Raw genomic sequence first — 20831 nt, forward strand, 5'->3', positions numbered from 1 at the left:
CGGTGCTTGGGCGGGCGCAGGTCAGAATGATCTTTTGCAACGGTGGGATAACCTGTAGCCTTGCCGGCTTCACGCAGTCCGTGCCTGATTGATACCCACTTTCCCGGCGGTACCCGAGTGGTCCGGAGCCGGGTGTATACTCGACTTTCGCGCAATACGCGCTTGCAGGTCTTGCGAACATGACGCAAATTTCCGAACGTCTTCTGGTTCAAGCCCACCTCGACGCCAAGCAGCCCAAGCCGCTGACTGCCGAACAGGAGGCCTGGTATCGCGCCGCCATCGCCGCTGAGCTCAAGGCTCAGGACGCGGTGCTGGTCGCGCATTTCTATTGCGACCCGATCATCCAGGCCCTGGCCGAAGAGACCGGTGGCTGCGTATCCGACTCCCTGGAGATGGCTCGCTTCGGCAATGCCCATCCGGCCAAGACGGTGGTGGTGGCCGGGGTCAAGTTCATGGGTGAGACCGCCAAGATCCTCAACCCTGAAAAACGCGTGCTGATGCCCACCCTGGAAGCCACTTGCTCCCTGGACCTGGGTTGCCCGGTGGACGAGTTCTCGGCGTTCTGCGACCAGCATCCGGAGCGCACCGTGGTGGTGTACGCCAACACCTCGGCAGCGGTCAAAGCCCGGGCCGACTGGGTGGTGACGTCCAGCTGTGCGCTGGAAATCGTCGAGAGCCTGATGGACAACGGCGAGACGATCATCTGGGGCCCGGACAAGCACTTGGGCACCTACATCCAGCGCCAGACCGGTGCCGACATGCTGCTCTGGGACGGTGCCTGCATCGTCCATGAAGAGTTCAAGTCCAAGCAGTTGGAGGACATGAAGGCCCTGTACCCGGACGCCGCGATCCTGGTGCATCCTGAGTCGCCGACCTCGGTGATCGAGCTGGCGGATGCCGTGGGCTCCACCAGCCAGTTGATCGCTGCGGCCCAGAGCCTGCCGAACAAGACACTGATCGTCGCCACTGACCGCGGCATTTTCTACAAGATGCAGCAGCTGTGCCCGGACAAAGTCTTCATCGAAGCCCCCACCGCCGGCAACGGCGCGGCCTGCCGCAGTTGCGCACACTGCCCATGGATGGCGATGAATACCCTGGAGCGGATGCTCAAGAGTCTTCAGGCGGGCACCAACGAAATCTTTGTCGACCCGGCGCTGGTCCCCCAGGCGATTCGCCCGCTCAAGCGCATGCTGGACTTCACCCAGGCGGCGCGGATGAAGCTGGCGGGAAATGCCTGATTGTCGAGGTCTTGAGACTTGCGGGGCTTTCCGTGGCGAGGGAGCTTGCTCCCGCTGGGCTGCGAAGCAGCCCCTCTTGTCAGCGCCCGATACCTTCAAATAAACCACACAAGCCATCCACGACTGCTGCGCAGTCGAGCGGGAGCAAGCTCCCTCGCCACGGGGCTTGTGGTGCGTTCTTACTTGGTCTTCTTCGGAATCCGCACCAGCTGCGTATCCGAATAGATGTCATGCCAGCTGCGCTTGCGCTTATCGAACAGCGCCCAGATAAAGCCCAGCCCCAGCAGCAGCAACGACGCAATCGACACGACGAATCGCAGCAGCGCCTGCCACAGGCTGATGGCGGTGCCATCGGCGTTCTGTACGCGGACACCCCACACCTGCATGCCGAGGGTCTGGCCATTATGAGTCCAGAACTTGGCGAAGAAGCCGAAGAGCACGAACAGCAGCACACTGGACAGCAGCGGGTCGCCATCCAACGCGCCGGCTTCGGTGAGCGAGCGCATTTTTTCTTCACCGATGATCGCCATCTGGATCATCTTGTAGGCGCCGCTGGTGACAATCAGCAGGGCCGTGCAGAGTAAAAAGTCATAGAACATCGCTGCCAGGCGACGGCCCAGGCCGACGGGGGGAAAGTCGCCTTGGGGAGTGAGCAGGTGTTTGGGCATGACGGCCTCGGATGAAAAAGAAGCCATTTTACGGATTTACGCCCATAAAAAAGCCCCTGATATCAATCAGGGGCTTTTTAGTTCGCGAAAGCCTTAGGCCTCGGCTTGAACCTCGTCAGCCTGCATGCCTTTCTGGCCTTGCACAGCAACGAAAGTGACTTTCTGGCCTTCTTTCAGGCTCTTGAAGCCGTTGCCCTGGATAGCTCGGAAATGCACGAACAGGTCCGGACCGCTTTCAGGAGTGATAAAACCAAAACCCTTCTCGTCGTTGAACCACTTGACGGTACCGCTCTGACGTTGAGACATTTTCTTATTTCCTTTGACGCTAAAATTGATGACAGCCTCTTTCACATGAAAGAGTACTGGGGCTGGGTTGCAGGAAAGTAAGAGACGTCGAACGGGATGTAGCGAACTTCATTAGCTACTGCCCAGGTCACGATTCCAAGCGACCCATGCAAACACAGTGATCAAACTCTACGCCAACTACCAACGAAAAAACAACCCCCACGCAGAAGCCCGTATTTGCTCAGCCTGCCACCATTTACAGGGGTTGTCGGGCGGGGCTTATTCGATAGGCTAGTTCAATAAGTTGTGACCGTTATAAGCATCCAGAAATGTCTAAGATGCACCTTTTTATGGCGGTTGCGTTACACATTAGTGCACGTATAACGCAACTGCGTTACGTATAGAAACAGTCAATCAACCACGGTAGTAGCGTTGTGGAACGAATGGCATTTTGCTTACAAGTAAAGGCACCTTTTTCCCACGCACAACAGCCCAGACAGGCGTATCCAGCGCAACATAGGCGCTGTCCAGATAGCCCATCGCCAACGGACCGCCCAAAGTCGGGCCGAAACCACCGCTGCACACCGTTCCGATAATGTCGCCCGCTTCGTTGACGATCTCGGCGCCTTCGCGCACCGGGGTACGTTCCTGGGGCAGCAGGCCGACGCGCTTGCGGCTCACGCCGCCCTGTTGTTGGGCGAATACGGTTTCAGCCCCGGGGAAACCACCGGCGCGAGCACCGTCGGCACGTCGCACCTTGGAGATGGCCCACAGCAGGCTGGCTTCGATCGGCGTTGTCTCGGTGTTCATGTCGTGGCCATAAAGGCACAGTCCGGCCTCCAGGCGCAGGGAGTCACGAGCACCGAGGCCGATGGCCGCGACTTCCGGCTCGGCCAGCAGGGCGCGGGCGAGTTTTTCCGCATCAGCGGCAGGTACGGAGATTTCAAAGCCATCTTCACCGGTGTAGCCCGAACGGCTGACAAAGCAGTCCACGCCCAACAGCGTGACGCGCTGGAACTGCATGAAGGTCATCTTCGCCACGTCCGGCGCCAGGCGTGCCAGCACGGTGACCGCCGCCGGGCCTTGCAGGGCCAGCAGGGCACGGGTTTCGAACAGCGGCTCGATGCTGCACTGCTCGCCAATGTGGGCACGCAGATGCGCCAGGTCCTGATCCTTGCAAGCCGCGTTGACCACCAGGAACAACTCGTCGTTGCCCAGGTTGGCAACCATCAGGTCGTCGAGGATGCCGCCGTTCGCGTTGGTGAACATGGCGTAGCGCTGCATACCCACCGGCAAATCGATGATGTCCACCGGCACCAACGTTTCCAGGGCCTTGGCAGCTTCAGCACCGATCAACCGGATCTGGCCCATGTGGGATACGTCGAACAGTCCGGCCTGAGCGCGGGTGTGCTGGTGTTCTTTCATCACGCCCAGTGGGTATTGCACCGGCATGTCATAGCCGGCGAACGGCACCATGCGGGCGCCGAGTTCAAGGTGAAGCGCATGCAGCGGGGTTTTCAGCAGTTGTTCGGTGGACATATCAGCTCCTGGAAAATGTTGAAGAAAGCGGGCGCATCAGCATTCGATGATGTTGACCGCCAGACCGCCGCGGGCGGTCTCCTTGTATTTGCTTTTCATGTCGGCGCCGGTCTGGCGCATGGTGCGGATGACTTTGTCGAGAGAGACGAAGTGATGCCCGTCGCCGCGCATGGCCATGCGCACCGCGTTGATGGCTTTCACCGAACCCATGGCGTTGCGCTCGATGCATGGCACCTGTACCAGGCCGCCGATGGGGTCGCAGGTCAGGCCAAGGTTGTGTTCCATGCCGATTTCGGCGGCGTTCTCCACTTGCTGGACGGTACCGCCCAACACTTCGCAGAGGGCGCCGGCCGCCATCGAACAGGCCACGCCGACTTCGCCCTGGCAACCGACTTCGGCACCCGAGATGGAGGCGTTTTCCTTGTACAGGATGCCGATTGCGGCGGCGGTCAGCAGGAACCGCACCACGCCATCCTCGTTGGCACCGGGGATGAAGCGCATGTAGTAATGCAGCACGGCCGGGATGATCCCCGCCGCGCCGTTGGTGGGGGCGGTGACTACGCGTCCGCCATAAGCATTTTCTTCGTTGACCGCCAAGGCGTACAGGTTGACCCAGTCCAGCACCGACAGCGGATCGCGCAGGGCGGCTTCAGGGTTCTTGCACAATTGGCGGTGCAGCGCCGCGGCCCGACGCTTGACCTTCAGCCCGCCCGGCAGGATCCCTTCGTTGCGGCATCCGGCCGCGACGCAATCTTGCATCACCTGCCAGATCTTCAGCAGGCCGGCGCGGGTTTCGGCTTCGGGGCGCCAGGCGCTTTCGTTGGTCAGCATCACTTGGCTGATGGACAGGCCATAAGTGGTGCAGTGGCCCAGCAAATCCTTGGCACTTTTGAACGGGAAGGTCAGGGGCGTGGCATCTTCGACGATCCGGTCGGCGCCGGCCGCGCCTTCGTCCACGACAAAACCGCCACCCACCGAGTAATACTCGCGGCTGCGCACTTGCAGCCCCGCCGCATCGAAGGCGCGGAAAATCATACCGTTGGGGTGGAAGGGCAGCGGTTTGCGGATCATCGCCAGGTGCAGTTTTTCATTGAATTCGATGGGGTGCTGGCCGAGCAGGTTAAGGCGACCGTTGCTGCGAATATCCTGCAGGCGGGCGTTGACTGTCTCGGTGTCCACGGTGTCCGGGTGTTCACCTTCCAGGCCCAGCAGCACGGCCTTGTCGCTGCCGTGGCCTTTGCCGGTGGCGCCGAGCGAGCCGTAGAGCTCAACCTTGACGCTGGTGATGGTTTCGAGCAAATCGTCCCGACGCAGCCCTTCGGCGAAACGAGCAGCGGCACGCATCGGGCCGACCGTATGGGAGCTGGACGGGCCGATGCCGATCTTGAACAGGTCGAACACGCTTAACGACATGGTGTTTCTCCGGTTTCTTTTTATGAGGATCGACGGTTCTGTGAGGTTGAAGCAGATCCAGTGTGGGAGCGGGCTTGCTCGCGAAGGCGGTGTGCCAGTCGATATTTACTTGGCTGACACACCGCCTTCGCGAGCAAGCCCGCTCCCACAAGGGGATATGCGGTGTTGTTGAGAGGGCGTGCAAACCCGCCCCCTCCACAGGTCAAGCGTAGCTTTCGATCGATGGGCAGGCGCAGACCAGGTTGCGGTCGCCGAACACGTTGTCGACCCGGCCCACTGGCGGCCAGTATTTACCTTCGATCAACGACGCCACCGGGTACACCGCCTGTTCGCGGCTGTAGGGGTGGGTCCATTCGCCGACGAGTTCCGCCGCGGTGTGCGGGGCGTTTTTCAGCGGGTTGTCGTCTTTATCGAGGCTGCCGTTTTCCACTGCGCGGATTTCTTTGCGGATGCAGATCATGGCGTCGCAGAAGCGGTCCAGTTCTTCCTTGGATTCGCTTTCGGTCGGCTCGATCATCAACGTGCCGGCCACCGGGAACGACATGGTCGGGGCGTGGAAGCCGAAATCGATCAGGCGCTTGGCCACGTCATCGACGCTGATGCCGCTGCTGTCCTTGAGAGGACGCAGGTCGAGAATGCACTCGTGCGCCACCAGGCCGTTGCTGCCGGAGTAAAGCACTGGGTAATGCTCTTCCAGGCGACGGGCGATGTAGTTGGCGTTGAGGATCGCCAGTTGCGAAGCGCGCTTTAGGCCGGCGCCGCCCATCATGCGGATGTACATCCAAGTGATCGGCAGGATGCTGGCGCTGCCGAATGGCGCCGCGCAGACCGCGCCTTCCTTGCGTTCCATGTTGGCATGGCCAGGCAGGAACGGCGCCAGGTGCGACTTGACGCCAATCGGGCCGACGCCCGGGCCGCCACCGCCGTGAGGAATGCAGAAGGTCTTGTGCAGGTTCAAGTGGGAGACGTCGCCGCCGAACTTGCCCGGTGCGCAGAGGCCGACCATGGCATTCATGTTGGCGCCGTCGATGTACACCTGGCCGCCGTTGTCATGAATGATGCCGCAGATTTCGCGGATGCCTTCTTCGAACACACCGTGGGTGGACGGGTAGGTGATCATCAGCGCCGCGAGGTGCTCGCGGTGCTCGATGGCCTTGGCTCGCAGGTCTTCGATGTCGACGTTGCCGCGAGCATCGCAGGCGGTGACCACCACGCGCATCCCGGCCATGTTGGCGGTAGCCGGGTTGGTGCCGTGGGCCGAGGACGGAATCAGGCAGATGTCGCGGCGGTCTTCGCCACGGCTCTGGTGATAGGCGCGGATTGCCAGCAGGCCGGCATACTCACCTTGGGAACCGGCGTTGGGTTGCAGCGACACCGCGTCATAACCGGTGGCGGCGCAGAGCATGGCCTCCAATTCGTCGGTCAGTTGCTGGTAACCGGCGCTTTGCTCGGCCGGGGCGAACGGGTGCAGGGCGCCGAACTCGGCCCAGGTCACCGGGATCATTTCGCTGGCGGCGTTGAGCTTCATGGTGCAGGAACCCAGCGGGATCATGGTGCGATCCAGGGCCAGGTCCTTGTCGGCGAGCTTGCGCAGGTAGCGCATCAGCTCGGTTTCGGAATGGTAGCGGTTGAACACCGGATGGCTGAGGATCGCCGATTGGCGCACCAGCTCGGCCGGGATACGGCTTTGCACGCTGGCGGCCAGGGCGGCGAAGTCAGGCACGGCCTTGCCCTCGGCAAACAGGTTCCACAAGGCCTCGACGTCAGCCTGGCTGGTGGTTTCATCCAGGGACAAGCCCAGGCGTTCAGTGTCCACCACACGCAGGTTGATGCGCTGGGCACGGGCCTTGTCGTGCAGGGCGGCGGTTTGTGCGCCGGTGTGCAGGGTCAGGGTATCGAAGAAGCTTTCTTGCTCGACACTCAGGCCCAGCGCGCCCAGGCCCTTGGCGAGAATCGCGGTCAGGTGATGGATGCGGTTGGCGATTTGCACCAGGCCCTTGGGGCCGTGATACACGGCGTACATGCTGGCGATATTGGCCAGCAGCACTTGGGCGGTGCAGATGTTGCTCGTGGCTTTTTCGCGACGGATGTGTTGTTCGCGGGTCTGCATCGCCAGGCGCAGGGCCGGCTTGCCGAAACGGTCTACGGAAACACCGACCAGGCGGCCGGGCATGTCGCGCTTGAAGGCGTCCTTGGTGGAGAAGTACGCCGCGTGCGGACCGCCGAAGCCCAGCGGTACGCCGAAGCGTTGGGCGCTGCCAATGGCGACGTCGGCGCCGAACTCACCTGGCGGGGTCAGCAGGGTCAAGGCCAGCAAATCAGCCGCGACCGCCACCAGGGCGTTGGCGGCGTGGAAGCGTTCGGTCAGTTCACGATAGTCGAACAGGTCACCGTTGCTGGCCGGGTATTGCAGCAGCGCGCCGAAAAAGCGGCTGACGTCGCTCAGTTCGCGTTCGTCGCCGACCACCACGTCGATGCCCAGGGGCTCGGCGCGGGTGCGCAATACATCGAGGGTTTGCGGGTGGCTATGTACCGAGGCGAAGAAAGCGTTGCTGCCTTTGTTCTTGCTCAGGCGCTTGCAGAAGGTCATGGCTTCGGCGGCGGCCGTGGCTTCGTCCAGCAGCGAGGCGTTGGCGATCGGCAGGCCGGTGAGGTCGCTGATCAGGGTCTGGAAATTCAGCAGTGCTTCGAGACGGCCTTGGGAAATTTCTGGCTGGTAGGGGGTGTAGGCGGTGTACCAGGCCGGGTTTTCCAGCAGGTTGCGCAGGATCGGCGCCGGGGTATGGCAGTTGTAGTAGCCCTGGCCGATGTAGGTCTTGAACAGTTGGTTCTTGGCGGCGATGGCCTTGATCGAGGCCAGTGCATCGGCTTCGCTCTGGCCGTCGCCCATGTCCAGGACGCTGGTGCCCTTGATGCTTTCCGGGATGACACTGGCGCTCAGGGCTTCCAGGGAGTCGTAGCCCAGGCGTTCGAGCATGGCTTGCTCGTCGCTGGCGCGCGGGCCGATGTGGCGGGCGATGAATTCGTTGGCGGTGCCGAGATTAACGGTCATGGTGCGCTCCTCAGGCTTCGGCGTTGGCTTTGATCAAGCGGTCGTAGGCGTCTTGATCCAACAGCTTAGTCACTGCGTCGGCATCGGTCGGTTTAAAGCGGAAGAACCAGCCTTCGCCCATCGGGTCTTCGTTGACCAGTTCCGGGCTGGCGTCGAGTTTGTCATTCACTTCCAGGACTTCACCGTCCAAAGGCATGTACACACCGCTGGCGGCCTTGACCGACTCTACGGTAGAGGCTTCGGCGCCTTTGGCGTAGGCCTGCAGCTCAGGCAGTTGCACGAAGACCACATCACCCAGTGCATTCTGGGCGAAAGCGGTGATGCCCACGGTTACGCTGCCGTCGGCTTCGGCACGCAGCCATTCGTGATCTTCAGTGAAACGCAACTCGCTCATGGAAACTCCTGGGGCCAGACTCGTCTGGTGGACGCGATGAAAGGCACGGGGCTTGGCCCGGCCGAATGGTTATACCCATAGCAAGAATGCGGCCAATCTTCATAATTGCTTATATATCAATCGGTTGAATGGTTTTGTCGAAGCTTGGATCGACTTCGCTGTAGCGAAATCGCTACAGCTGGGAGGCTGGAAAAAATCGTTGTGGGATCAAAGCCTTGCGCAGCGCTGCTTAGCGATGAGTGTATCGATATCGTTCCGCTGTAGCGCTTTCAGTACAGGTGGAGGTCGTTTTTGATCGGCTTTGGGGCAGACGCAGATCCCTTGTGCGAGCGGGCTTGCTCGCGAAGACGGTGTGCCAGCTAAGTTGATGTCGACTGACACACCGCTTTCGCGAGCAAGCCCGCTCCCACATGGACCGAGTAAAGCTATGGCTTTCCGGAAATCCCGTACTTGCGCAACCGATGGGCGATCGCAGTGTGGGAAGTCTGCAGGCGGGCGGCGAGCTGGCGGGTGGAGGGATAGTTGGCATAAAGCGTTTCGAGCAGGTCTTTCTCGAAGGTCTCCACGGCCTGTTCCAGGCTCTCAACCTCCACATCGCCTTGGCGCGCCACCGAGGTGCCGGCAATGTCGAGGTCGCCGATGTCCACCAGGCTGCTTTCGCAGATGGCCGCTGCGCGGAAGATCACGTTCTGCAATTGCCGCACGTTGCCCGGCCAGCGGTTACCCAACAGCGCCGGATAGGTGCCGGGGGCCAGGCGGCAGACCGGACGCTGGATCTGCGCACAGGCCTGCTGCATGAAATAACGCGCCAGCAACAGGATGTCCTGGCCGCGCTCGCGCAGCGGCGGCACTTCGACGTTGAGCACGTTCAGGCGATAGAACAAGTCTTCGCGAAACGAGCCTTCACTGACCATTTTCTCCAGGTTGCGGTGGGTGGCGCTGAGGATGCGCACGTTGACCTTGATTTCCCGGTCACCGCCCACTCGGCGAAAGCTGCCATCGTTCAGGAAACGCAGCAGCTTGGCTTGCAGATACGGCGACATCTCGCCGATCTCATCGAGAAACACCGTGCCCTGGTTCGCCAGTTCCATCAGCCCTGGCTTGCCGCCCCGTTGCGCGCCAGTGAAGGCGCCGGGGGCGTAGCCGAACAGTTCACTTTCGGCCAGGTTTTCCGGCAGCGCGGCGCAGTTCAGGGCGAGGAACGGTGCGCCATGACGGGCGCTGATGGCGTGGCAGGCACGGGCCACCAGCTCCTTGCCGGTGCCGGTTTCGCCCTGGATCAGCAGCGGTGCATCCAGCGCTGCGACCCGTTGGGCCCGAGCCTTGAGTGTACGAATCGCCGGGGATTCGCCCAGCAATGCATCAAAGCCTTCGGCGTGATCGTGGTGCAGGGCCGACAAACGTTCGCCGATGCGGTTGGGCTGGTAGAGCGTCAGCAGGGCGCCAGCGTCGGTGATGGGCGTGGCGTCCAGCAGCAAGGTCTGGCCGTTGAGGGTGATTTCCCGCAGCGGCAGGCGAAAACCATTTTCCAGCAGCGCACCCAACAGGGCTTCGTCACCGAACAGCTCGGCGACGCTTTGCCCGGCGGGTTCCCGACCGTACAAGGCGATCAGCGCCGGGTTGGCCAGCAACACCTTGCCGGCGCTGTCCAGGGCCAGCACCGGGTCGGTCATGGCCGCCAGCAACGCGTCGAGCTGCAAATGCCGGCGCTGGCCCGGCAGGATGTCCACCACCGTCACCGCCTGCACGCCACGCACGCTGAACAGCGCCTCGCGCAACTCATCCAGTACTTGCGGGCTGAGGGTCGGCGCGTCGATATAGACGTTGGGTGGCACCATTTCCACCGCATCCAGGTTGAGATTGCGCCCACCGAGCAAGGCCAGGACTTCCTGGGTAATGCCGACGCGGTCGATGAAGCTGACGTGGATACGCATGGGGCGGTTTTGGCTTCTGGAGTGCGAAGGGTGGCAAGTATGCCTTGGGCCGGGGTGTTGGTGAAACTGGTGCAGCTCTCGAGAAATATGCCGAACTTCTCTGTGGGAGCGGGCTTGCTCGCGAAAGCGTAGTGTCAGCAAAGCAGATATCGACTGATACACCGCTTTCGCGAGCAAGCCCGCTCCCACAAGGGGGCGCGGTGCAGTCGATATTGCCTACAACCCCACGTCCCATTCAGGCGTCTCGGGAAACTTGAGCACCAGGAAATCCAGCATGCTGCGCAGCGCCGACGGCATGTGCCTGCGGGATGCATACACCGCGTACATGCTCATCTGGCGGGGCTCGGCATGGGCCAGCAGGCGGATCAGTTCACCGTTCTTGATGTGGGCGCCGGCCTGGTAGCTGGGCAGCATCGCCACCCCGGCGCCGGCCATGGTGGCGCACAGCAGCGTGCTGGCTTCGTTGGCGCTGATATTGCCCTGCACCGGCACCGAAACCTGTTCGCCGTCCTGTTCGAAATGCCACAGGCTCTTGCCGAAGTAGGAATGGGTCAGGCAGTTGTGCTGGCTCAAGTCCTCGACCCGTTGTGGTGTCGAGTGTCCACGCAGGTAACCGGGCGACGCGCAGATCACCGAGCGGCAGACCGTGAGACGGCGGGCAATAAGGTTCGGGTCCAGGTCGTTGCTCATGCGGATCGCCAGGTCGATGCGCTCGTCCACCAGGTTCACCGTGCGGTCGAGCATCTGCAGGTCGACGCTCACGCCTGGGTAGCGCGTGACGTATTCAGCCATGGCGGTTGCCAGTTGAGCCTGGCCGAACGAGGTGCTGGCGCTGATACGCAGCATGCCCCGGGGGGCGTCGTCCGGTGTGCCGACAGCCGCTTGCATGTCACCGGACAGCTCCAGCATCTGTCGGCAGCGCGGCAGGATTTCCGTGCCGGCGGCCGTCAGGCTCAGCTTGCGGGTGGTGCGGTGCATCAGGCGGGCGCCGACCCAGTCTTCCAGCTCCGCCAGGTACCGCGATACCACCGGCCGGGAGAGTTCCAGGTGTTCGGCTGCTGCCGACTGGCTGCCCAGATCCACCACTGTGACGAACACCTGCATTGCTTGTAGACGATCCATGATTTGCCCGGTTTCAGAAACAAACTATGTCCAAGCATCGCATTTTTTGAAACGAGCCGCGCCACTAAGCTCCCTTTCATTCCCTTCGGGCTTTTGGACAACGGAGCACACCATGACCGGTTTCATTTCACTCAAGCGACTGCTGCTGGCAACCGCAACCCTGGCGTTCGCGGCGCATAGCTGGGCGGCCGACCTGACACTGGATGTCTACAACCCAGGCGCAGCGGCGGTTTTTCCGGTGACCTCGGTCCTGGTCAGCGGTGAAAAAGAAGCGATTCTGGTGGACGCCCAGTTCGGCAAGACCCAAGCCGCGCAAGTCGTGGAAAAAATCCGCGCCAGCGGCAAGCGCTTGACCACGATCTACATCAGCCATGGCGATCCAGACTACTATTTTGGCTTGGAAACCCTGACCGCCGCGTTCCCTGAGGCCAAGGTGCTGGCGTCCGCGCCGACGGTCGAGCACATCAAGCAAACCATGGACGGCAAGCTGAAATATTGGGGACCGATCCTGAAGGCCGATGCACCGGCCAAGGCCATCCTGCCCCAGGTACTCAAGGGCGACAGCCTGACCCTGGAGGGCCAGCGTTTGCAGATCATCGGCCTCGACGGCCCGCAGCCGGACCGCAGCTTCGTGTGGATTCCATCGATCAAGTCGGTCGTTGGCGGTGTGGTGGTGGCGCAGAACATTCATGTCTGGATGGCTGACACCCAGACGCCGCAATCCCACAAGGACTGGCTGGCGACGCTGGCAGGCATCGAGAAACTGCAACCGGTCACGGTGATTCCGGGTCATTACCTGGGCGAAAGCGACCGCTCATTGGCCCCGGTCAGATTTACCGCCAATTACATCAAGGCCTTCGATGAGGAGACCGCCCGCGCCAAGGACTCCGCTGCGCTGATCGCCGCCATGAAAAAACGCTACCCGAACCTGGGCGAAGACAGTTCGCTGGAGCTCAGTGCCAAGGTGGCTAAAGGCGAGATGAAGTGGTGACTCATTGATTTCATGTGGCGAGGGAGCTTGCTCCCGCAGGGCTGCGAAGCGGCCCAATTTCAGCAAATGGAGCGTACCTGACACACCGCGTGAACCGTTTAGCGACTGCTTCGCAGCCGAGCGGGAGCAAGCTCCCTCGCCACAACGATGTACCACCGCAAAAGATTTGTCGTGCCCGTTTCGAGCACACCTTCAATGGCATCCATAGGTCATCACTGGAGTAAATCATGAGCAAAATCGCAATCATCGGCGCCACCGGTCGTGCCGGCAGCCAACTGTTGGAAGAAGCCCTGCGTCGGGGCCACAGCGTGACGGCCATTGCCCGTAACACTACGAAAATCGGCGAAAGGACAGGGGTTGTCAGCAAGCAAGTGGATATATTGGACAGCGAGGCCCTGACCGCTGCGGTCGCCGGCCACGACGTGGTCATCAGCGCGGCTCACTTCGCCACCGTGCCGGCCGACAAACTCGTCGCCCCGGTGAAAGCCGCCGGGGTCAAGCGCTTGCTGGTGGTTGGTGGGGCCGGTTCGTTGCTGCTACCGGATAACAGCCGAGTGATCGACAGTGATGGTTTCCCGGAGGAATACCTGGCCGAAGCCACGGCCGGTGCGTTGTTCCTGGACGTGCTGCGCAAGGAGCAGGACCTGGACTGGACCTTCCTCTCGCCTTCGGCGGAGTTCGTCGAAACCGAGCGCACCGGCCAGTTCCGTGTCGGCAAGGATCACCTGCTGTTCGATGACGCGGGACGCAGCTGGATCAGCTTTGCCGACTACGCCATTGCGCTGATCGATGAAGTGGAAACACCGCAGTTTTCGCGCGCGCGCTACACCGTCGGCTACTGATCCACCACGTCGCGAGTCCGTGTGGGAGCGGGCTTGCTCGCGAAGGGGCCGTCTTATCCTGCATCGATGCAAGCTGACCCGGCGCTTTCGCGAGCACGCTCGCTCCCACATTCTTCCCGATTCAGCCGTGAACCCTCACCCAGACGCTGACCAGCACGGTCGCCGCCATCAGCCACGCCACCGCCGCTACGGCCAGTGACGTCTCCAGGCGCATGCGATCGACCATCACATAGAGTGTCGCCAGGTACACGAAATAAGGAATGATCGACCACATACCGAACACGATGGTGGTCTTCAGTTCGTCGACCGAACGGCCCTTGCCGACGATGTAGTGGGCGATCAGGGCAAAGGTCGGGAACAGCGGCACCAGCCCTGCGATGTAATAATTCCTGGTCTTGGCCAGCATCGCCAGGATGACCACCACGGCTGCACCCAGCGCTGCTTTGAAAATCAGATCCACAAATCCACCGTCCGGTTAATGGCTCAGGCCATATTTTTTGACTTTGTCGAACAGCGTGGTCTTGGCCATGCCCAGTTCCTGGCTGGCCTGGGTCAGGTTGCCGCCGCTGCGTTGCAACGCGTCCACCAGCAGGTTGCGTTCGAACGCTTCCACGGCTTCGGCGAAGGCCAGGCTCTGGTTGCCGCTGCTGGCGCCGGCTCTTTTGAAGGCGGGGAGGCCGAGGGCATAACGTTCGGCGACGTTGCGCAGTTCGCGCACGTTGCCTGGCCAGTCGTGGCTCATCAGGTTCGACAGGGTCTGGTTGTCCAGCTGTGGCACCGTGCGGTCGAAGCGCAGGGACGACTGCTGGAGGAAGTGCTCGAACAATTGCAGGATGTCCTCGCGGCGCTCGCGCAGGGGCGGCAGTTCCAGGGTCACCACGTTGAGGCGGTAATACAAGTCGCTGCGAAACTGCCCGGCGCGGCTCATTTCGTCCAGGTCGGATTTGGTCGCGGCAATCACCCGGCAATCGACGGCCACGCTCTGGTTCGAGCCCAGGCGTTCAAGGGTGCGTTCCTGCAACACCCGCAGCAACTTGATCTGCAAGGGCAGGGGCATGCTTTCCACTTCATCGAGAAACAGCGTGCCGCCATCGGCGTGCTCGATCTTGCCGATCCGGCGTTTGCCGGCACCGGTGAAGGCGTTGGCCTCGTGGCCGAAAATCTCGCTTTCGAAGAGGTTTTCCGGCAGGCCGCCGCAGTTCAGCGCGACGAATTGCTTATCGTGGCGTCGACTGAAGTCGTGCAGGCAACGGGCAACCAGTTCCTTGCCGGTGCCGGTCTCGCCTTCGATCAGCACGTTGGCCGAGGTGTCGGCGACGTTGGCAATCAGCGCTCGCAGGTGTTGCATGGCTGGCGAGCGCCCGATGATCCGGCCTTCCAGGGAGTCGCGTTCGGCCAATTGCCGGCGCAGCGATGAAACCTCGCGGGCCAGGCTGCGCTGTTCCAGGGCGCGACGGGCGACGTCCACCAGGCGCTCCGGGGAGAAGGGTTTCTCCATGAAGTCATAAGCGCCTTTTTGCATGGCGCCGACGGCCATGGAGATGTCGCCGTGGCCGGTGATCAGCACCACCGGCAGGCTGCGATCCCGGGCCTTGAGGCGTGTCAGCAGCTCCAGGCCATCGATGCCCGGCAGGCGGATGTCGCTGATGACGATGCCGGCGAAGTTATCGTCGACTCGCTCCAGGGCCTCTTCGGCGCTGCCCACGCCGATGCAAGGAATGTCTTCCAGGCTCAGGGCTTGCTGGCAGCCCAGCAGGACATGGGGATCATCTTCGACGATCAATACGCTCAGGTCGTTGTTCATAGCGGCTCGGCAGGAGAAAGGCTTACCAACGGTAAACTGAGGACAAAAATGGTGCCACGCTCAACCGGATACTCGACACCCAGGTGTCCGCCGGCGGCTGCGGCCAGGCTCGCCGAAAGCGTCAGGCCGAGGCCCAGCCCCTGTTCGCCGGGCTTGGTGGTGAAGAACGGTTCGAACAGGTGCTTGCGTGCCTGCGGATCGATGCCGTGGCCGTTGTCGCGCACCCGCAGGCGATATTTGCCGTCGCTGATTTCGCCTTCGAGCCACAGCCGCGGCTCGGGTTGGGCCTGCATGGCGTCCAGGGCATTGCCGATCAGGTTCACCAGGATCTGCTCCAGGCGCGTCTGGTCGATTTGCAGCTGGACGTCGTCGAAACCGTTGTGGATTTCGATATCCAGGTGTTCAAGGCGCCCGCCCAGCAGTTGCAGGGCGGCCGCGACGGCCTTGCCCAGGCTCGCCCGGCCCTGGTCGTCGCCTCGGCGGGCAAACGCGCGCAGGCTGGCGGTGATGCGGCCCATGCGGTCGATCAGTTCGTTGATGGTCTTGAGGTTGGTACTGGCGACGTCTAACTGACCGCGCTCCAGAAAGCGCACGGTATTGCCGGACAAGGTGCGCAACGCCGCCAGCGGCTGGTTGAGTTCGTGGGCGATGCTGGTGGACATCTGACCGATGGCCGCCAGCTTGCCGGCCTGGACCAGTTCGTCCTGGGCCCTGCGTAATGTCTCTTCAGCCTGGCGTCGCTCGCGGATCTGGCCCTTGAGTCGTTCGTTGCTGGCACGCAGGTCGGTGGTGCGTTCGGTAATCCGACGCTCGAGCTGGTTGTTGGCTTCCTGCAAGGCTTCCCGGGCCGCGAGGCGGGTGGCGATGACCTTGCGTCGCTCATTCCAGGCGATCAACAGGAACGCCACCAGGGCGAAGGCGACGGCCACCAGGATGCCTTGGTTGATCGCCTGGCGCCGCAGGTCTTCAAGCGGGGTCAGCAAGGTGAAATTCCACGGTGTGTCGCTTAGCGGCCGGGTCTGCGACAGGTAACTGATGGCCTGCTCGTCGGACACCAGTTCGGTATTGGCCGGGAAGGTCAGCTTCTCCATGCCTTCGGCGAGTTTTTCCCGGGCCAGGGGCACCAGTTCGTTCAGCGGGAACCAGTAATATTGCAGGCTGCGGGCCAGGCGTTCCTTGGTGTCGTCGCTCAGCGGGCGCACCGACTTGAGCCGTCGCGCCGGGTCGCTGGAGAGAATGATGATGCCGTTCTCATCACTGACGAAAGCCTCCAGGCGCGCCCGCTGCCAACGTTCCTCCATGGCTTCGAGGCGTACCTTGACCACGGCGACGCCGATAATCTTGCCCTGTTGTTCCAGGCCATGGGCCAGGTAATAGCCCGGTTCGCCGTTGGTGCTGCCGATCCCATAGAAGCGCCCCGGCTGACCGCGCACGGCGTTCTGGAAATAGGCGCGGAAGGACAGGTCTTCCCCCAGATAGCTATCGACGTCGCGCCAGTTGCTGGTGGCCAAGACCCGGCCGGTGGTGTCCATGACATAAATGGCCCGGCTGCGGCTGCGCCGGTTCAGGCCTTCGAGGTATTCGTTGACGGTCTTGCGGTGTTCGGGTGTCGGGTCGTCGAGCAGTACGGAGACGCTCGACTCCAACTCCAGCAGGCTGGGCAAGTAGGTGTACTTGCTGATCTCGCTTTCGACCGCGCGGGCATGCAGCTCCAGCTGGCGCTCGCCGTTCTCGGCAAGGCCGCGCACGCCGTAGTGCTCGCTGATCCAAAAGCCGAGGTAGCCCAGGCCGATCATCAACGCGATGACCAACGGCGGCAGGAACAGATGGCGAATCAGACGGGGCTTCACGGCAAGTGATGGCGGCGCGGCGCGATAAAGGGTGGGGTCGCATTTCATCACAGAAGCCTTGGGTCAACCAGTGTGGCGGCGGTCGTCCTTCGAACGCGGTCCTGTGGCGAGGGAGCTTGCTCCCGCTCGGCTGCGAAGCAGTCGCAATAGGGTTGATGCGGTGTGCCAGATACACCGCATTCGCCGGTTTTGGGGTCGCTGCGCGACCCAGCGGGAGCAAGCTCCCTCGCCACAGGAGCCGGTCCAAAGGAAGTGGCGCTTAGTGCTGCAGGATTTTCTCGAGGAAATGCTGCGCTCGTTCGGAGCGGGCGCTGATGTCGCCGAAGAACTCTTCCTTCTTGCAGTCTTCGATGATCTGCCCCTGGTCCATGAAGATCACCCGGTTCGCCACTTTGCGGGCGAAGCCCATTTCGTGGGTCACGCACATCATGGTCATGCCTTCGTGGGCCAGTTGCACCATGACGTCGAGCACTTCGTTGACCATTTCCGGGTCAAGGGCCGAAGTCGGTTCGTCGAACAGCATCACCACCGGGTCCATCGCCAGGGCGCGGGCAATCGCCACACGCTGCTGCTGGCCGCCGGAGAGCTGGCCCGGATGCTTGTGGGCGTGGGCCGACAGACCGACTCGCTCAAGCAATTGCAGGCCTTTCTGGGTGGCTTCTTCCTTGCTGCGGCCCAGCACCTTGATCTGCGCGATGGTCAGGTTTTCGGTGATGGTCAGGTGCGGGAACAGCTCGAAATGCTGGAATACCATGCCCACTCGGGAGCGCAGTTTCGGCAGGTTGGTCTTCGGGTCGGCGATGGAGGTGCCGTCGACCACGATGTCGCCTTTCTGGAACGGTTCCAGCGCGTTCACGCACTTGATCAGCGTGGACTTGCCCGAACCCGAAGGGCCGCACACCACCACGACTTCACCCTTGCTGACCTCGGTGCTGCAATTGGTCAGTACCTGGAAGTCCCCATACCACTTGTTGATATTCTTGATAGAGATCATACGGCGAACCTTTTTTGCAGACGCTTGACCAGCAGCGAGGCGGCAAAGCTGATTGTGAAGTACACGAGACCTGCGATGATCAGGAACTCATTGGAGCGGCCGATGATGTCGCCATTGGCCCGCGAAGCATTGAGGAAGTCCACCAGGCCGACGGTGTAGACCAGCGAGGTGTCCTGAAACAGGATGATGCTTTGTTGCAGCAACAGCGGGGTCATCTTGCGAAACGCCTGGGGCAGGATGATCAGGCGCATGGTCTGGCCATAATTCATGCCCAGTGCCTGGGCGGCGCCCATCTGGCCCTTGGCAATCGACTGCACGCCGGCCCGCACGATTTCGCAGAAGTACGCGGCTTCGAACATCATGAACGCCACGACGCAGGAGCCGAACGCACCGATAGGCGTGTCTTCGCCGGTGATCCAGCGCAACACGAACGGCACCGCCAGGTAGAACCAGGTGATGACCAGCAGCAGCGGAATCGAACGGAAATAATTGACGTAGGCGCCAGCAATATTGGAAATCAGCTTGTTATGGGACAGGCGCATCAGCGCCAGGATGGTCCCCAGGACGATCCCGCCGACCACGCCCATGGCCATCAGCTTGAGGGTCATCACCATGCCGTTCCACAAGCCGGGAATGGCGGGGATGATGCCAGTGAAGTCGAATTCCATTATTTACCCCCCACGGAAATCAGGCCGGGCACCGCGACTTTCTTCTCGACCATGCGCATCAGCAGCATCAGGCTCATGTTCAGGGTGAAATAGATCAGCGTCGCCAGAGTGAAGGCTTCGAACAGGTTGGCGGAGAACTCGGCGGTCTGCTTGGTCTGCGCGAGCAGTTCCATCAGGCCGATCAGCGAGGCCACGGAAGAGTTCTTGAAGACGTTGAGGAATTCCGAGGTAAGCGGCGGAATGATGATCCGGTAGGCCTGGGGCAGCAGCACATTCCAGTAGATCTGCGGCAGCTTGAAGCCCATGGCGCGGGCGGCCGATTCCTGGCCGCGTGGCAACGCCTGGATACCGGTGCGAACCTGTTCGCAGACCCGCGCGGCGGTGAACAGGCCCAGGCACACGACTACGCTCAGGTAGGCCGAAGTGGTCGGGTTCAGGTCCTGCTTGTACCATTCCTGCATATCGGCGGGCAGCAGGTCGGGCACCAGGAAGTACCAGATGAACAACTGCACCAACAGCGGCACGTTACGGAAAAGCTCCACGTAGCAGGTGGCGATACCCGACACCAGCCGGTTCGGCACGGTGCGCATTACACCGAGGATCGAGCCCAGCAGCAGGGCAACGATCCAGGCCACGACGGCGATGGCGATGGTCCAGCCCAGGCCGGCGATGTACCAGTCGAGATAAGTCTCGCTGCCCACGCCGGTAGACTTGAAGAACACGCCCCAGTCCCAGTTGTAATTCATTAGGGTCTCCCCTCAGATCGTTCGATGTACAAATGCCCGCCTGGGGAAGCTCCGTTCCCATCCTGATCGTGTTGATCAGGCACACGCTATCGGCTCGACAGCCACCGGTTCGAGTGTTTCCAGAAGTGCCAGCAGGGAGTGACCATCCCTTGGAAGGGGCAAGCCCTTCCAAGGGTAAGGTTAGTCAGTAATCAGGATTTCTTGTCGTCAGCCGCTTTGTCGGTCGGCGTGGCGATCAGGGCCTTGAGCTCGTCGCTCATCGGGAAGTTCAGGTTCAGGCCTTTTGGCGGGATAGGTTGCATGAACCATTTTTCGTAGATCGTGTTGATCTCGCCCGATTTGTAGGTTGCCACGATGGCGTCGTCGACAGCCTTTTTGAACGGCTCATCGCCCTTGCGCATCATGCAGCCGTAGATTTCATAGGACTGTGGCGTACCGGTCACGGCCCAGTCATCGGCCTTCTTGGCCTTGGCTGCCTCACCTGCCAGCAGGGCGTCGTCCATCATGAACGCGACGGCACGGCCCGATTCCAGCATCTGGAAGGACTCGCCGTGGTCCTTGGCGGAGATGACGTTCATGCCCATTTGTTTGTCGGCGTTCATTGCCTTGAGGATGCGCTCGGACGTGGTACCGGCGGTGGTTACGACGTTCTTGCCCTTGAGGTCGTCGAAATCCTTGTACTTGGAGTCTTTCTTGGACAGCAGCTTGGTGCCGATCTCGAAGATGCCAACGGAGAAGTCAACCTGCTGCTGACGCTCGACGTTGTTGGTGGTCGAGCCGCATTCCAGGTCCACGGTGCCGTTCTGGACCAGCGGGATTCGGGTCTGCGAGGTGACCAGGTTGTATTTGACCTGCAGGTCGGGCATAGCCAGGTCTTTCTTGATCGCTTCGACGACTTTCATCTGGATGTCGTGGGAATAGCCAACCGGTTTGCCCGAGGCGTCCGCGATGTAGGAAAACGGAATGGAAGCGTCGCGATGACCCAACGTGATAAAGCCGGACTCTTTGATCTTTTTCAACGTGCCGGTCAGTTCGGCTGCGAAAACCGGGGTGCTGATCAGAGCGGCAGCAATGGCTGCGCCCAGGAGATGGGGAACGATACGCATCGATGTTTCCTCGACATTGTTTTTTTTATTCGACCGATTTGTCGGCCCTGAGTGCTTCGAAGTGCCTGCAGCTCCTGTTGTGTTGGCATGCAGGTATTCGTCTCCAGGAGTGTAGAGCATGAGTCGTGCCAGGCCAGGCGCTTAAGGCTAAATCTTTGTTTAATAACGACAATAATGTTCTGTGT

18 protein-coding genes are annotated in these 20831 nt (G+C 61.5%); 3 read left to right on the forward strand and 15 right to left on the reverse strand.

The features are described 5' to 3' along the window. The first annotated feature begins 179 nt into the window (after positions 1-179). A complete protein-coding gene (gene nadA / locus AD663_RS05405; protein WP_003178652.1) occupies positions 180-1238 on the forward strand; it encodes a quinolinate synthase NadA in 1059 nt (352 codons plus the stop codon). 179 nt (positions 1239-1417) lie between these two features. On the opposite strand, the gene AD663_RS05410 is transcribed toward nadA, so the two are convergent. From AD663_RS05410 to AD663_RS05445, 8 genes are all read right to left on the reverse strand, one after another. After that, on the reverse strand, positions 1418-1906 hold the full coding sequence (locus AD663_RS05410; protein ID WP_003178654.1) for an RDD family protein: 489 nt from the start codon (positions 1904-1906) through the stop codon (positions 1418-1420). Between the two features lie 93 nt (positions 1907-1999). After that, positions 2000-2212 (reverse strand): cold-shock protein, encoded by a 213-nt coding sequence (locus tag AD663_RS05415; protein ID WP_003175786.1) that lies wholly within the window; start codon positions 2210-2212, stop codon positions 2000-2002. A 393-nt stretch (positions 2213-2605) separates the two neighbouring features. Continuing rightward, positions 2606-3730, reverse strand: a complete 1125-nt coding sequence (gcvT, locus tag AD663_RS05420; protein ID WP_053213403.1) for a glycine cleavage system aminomethyltransferase GcvT — start codon at positions 3728-3730, stop codon at positions 2606-2608. 36 nt (positions 3731-3766) lie between these two features. Further along, the gene (locus AD663_RS05425) at positions 3767-5143 is read right to left on the reverse strand and encodes an L-serine ammonia-lyase (protein ID WP_003178659.1); all 1377 of its coding nucleotides are present in this window, start codon (positions 5141-5143) and stop codon (positions 3767-3769) included. A 202-nt stretch (positions 5144-5345) separates the two neighbouring features. After that, a complete protein-coding gene (gene gcvP / locus AD663_RS05430) occupies positions 5346-8195 on the reverse strand; it encodes an aminomethyl-transferring glycine dehydrogenase (RefSeq protein ID WP_053213404.1) in 2850 nt (949 codons plus the stop codon). A gap of 10 nt (positions 8196-8205) precedes the next feature. Next, positions 8206-8589, reverse strand: coding sequence for a glycine cleavage system protein GcvH (gcvH, locus tag AD663_RS05435; protein WP_003178662.1), 384 nt, complete (start codon positions 8587-8589; stop codon positions 8206-8208). Positions 8590-9014: 425 nt separating this feature from the next. Next, positions 9015-10523, reverse strand: a complete 1509-nt coding sequence (locus AD663_RS05440) for a sigma-54-dependent transcriptional regulator (protein ID WP_003178664.1) — start codon at positions 10521-10523, stop codon at positions 9015-9017. A gap of 216 nt (positions 10524-10739) precedes the next feature. Then, entirely contained in the window at positions 10740-11645 is a 906-nt protein-coding gene (locus tag AD663_RS05445) for a LysR family transcriptional regulator (protein ID WP_053213405.1), read from the reverse strand. 112 nt (positions 11646-11757) lie between these two features. Between AD663_RS05445 and AD663_RS05450 the strand changes: the two genes are divergently transcribed. Continuing rightward, a complete protein-coding gene (locus tag AD663_RS05450; RefSeq protein ID WP_003178668.1) occupies positions 11758-12636 on the forward strand; it encodes an MBL fold metallo-hydrolase in 879 nt (292 codons plus the stop codon). A 227-nt stretch (positions 12637-12863) separates the two neighbouring features. Then, positions 12864-13478, forward strand: coding sequence for an NAD(P)-dependent oxidoreductase (locus tag AD663_RS05455; protein WP_003178670.1), 615 nt, complete (start codon positions 12864-12866; stop codon positions 13476-13478). A gap of 121 nt (positions 13479-13599) precedes the next feature. On the opposite strand, the gene AD663_RS05460 is transcribed toward AD663_RS05455, so the two are convergent. The 7 genes from AD663_RS05460 to AD663_RS05490 form a co-directional block, all read right to left on the reverse strand. Beyond that, on the reverse strand, positions 13600-13929 hold the full coding sequence (locus AD663_RS05460; protein WP_172680585.1) for a GlpM family protein: 330 nt from the start codon (positions 13927-13929) through the stop codon (positions 13600-13602). A gap of 24 nt (positions 13930-13953) precedes the next feature. Further along, positions 13954-15282: a sigma-54 dependent transcriptional regulator gene (locus AD663_RS05465; RefSeq protein WP_003178674.1), complete on the reverse strand. Its 1329-nt coding sequence runs from the start codon at positions 15280-15282 to the stop codon at positions 13954-13956. Further along, the gene (locus AD663_RS05470) at positions 15279-17180 is read right to left on the reverse strand and encodes an ATP-binding protein (protein WP_003178676.1); all 1902 of its coding nucleotides are present in this window, start codon (positions 17178-17180) and stop codon (positions 15279-15281) included. The genes AD663_RS05465 and AD663_RS05470 overlap by 4 nt, the downstream gene beginning before the upstream one ends. A gap of 211 nt (positions 17181-17391) precedes the next feature. Next, entirely contained in the window at positions 17392-18126 is a 735-nt protein-coding gene (locus AD663_RS05475; RefSeq protein WP_003178678.1) for an amino acid ABC transporter ATP-binding protein, read from the reverse strand. Continuing rightward, positions 18123-18794: an amino acid ABC transporter permease gene (locus tag AD663_RS05480; protein WP_003178680.1), complete on the reverse strand. Its 672-nt coding sequence runs from the start codon at positions 18792-18794 to the stop codon at positions 18123-18125. Before AD663_RS05480 ends, AD663_RS05475 begins: the two co-directional genes overlap by 4 nt. After that, complete coding sequence (locus AD663_RS05485; protein ID WP_003178681.1) at positions 18794-19540, reverse strand: amino acid ABC transporter permease; 747 nt, start codon at positions 19538-19540, stop codon at positions 18794-18796. Before AD663_RS05485 ends, AD663_RS05480 begins: the two co-directional genes overlap by 1 nt. Positions 19541-19731: 191 nt before the next feature. After that, complete coding sequence (locus tag AD663_RS05490) at positions 19732-20646, reverse strand: glutamate/aspartate ABC transporter substrate-binding protein (protein ID WP_003178683.1); 915 nt, start codon at positions 20644-20646, stop codon at positions 19732-19734. Positions 20647-20831 lie beyond the last annotated feature (185 nt).

This window comes from Pseudomonas sp. Q12-87 (genome assembly GCF_001269755.1).
In the GTDB taxonomy this organism is placed as follows: Bacteria; Pseudomonadota; Gammaproteobacteria; order Pseudomonadales; family Pseudomonadaceae; genus Aquipseudomonas; species Aquipseudomonas fluorescens_S.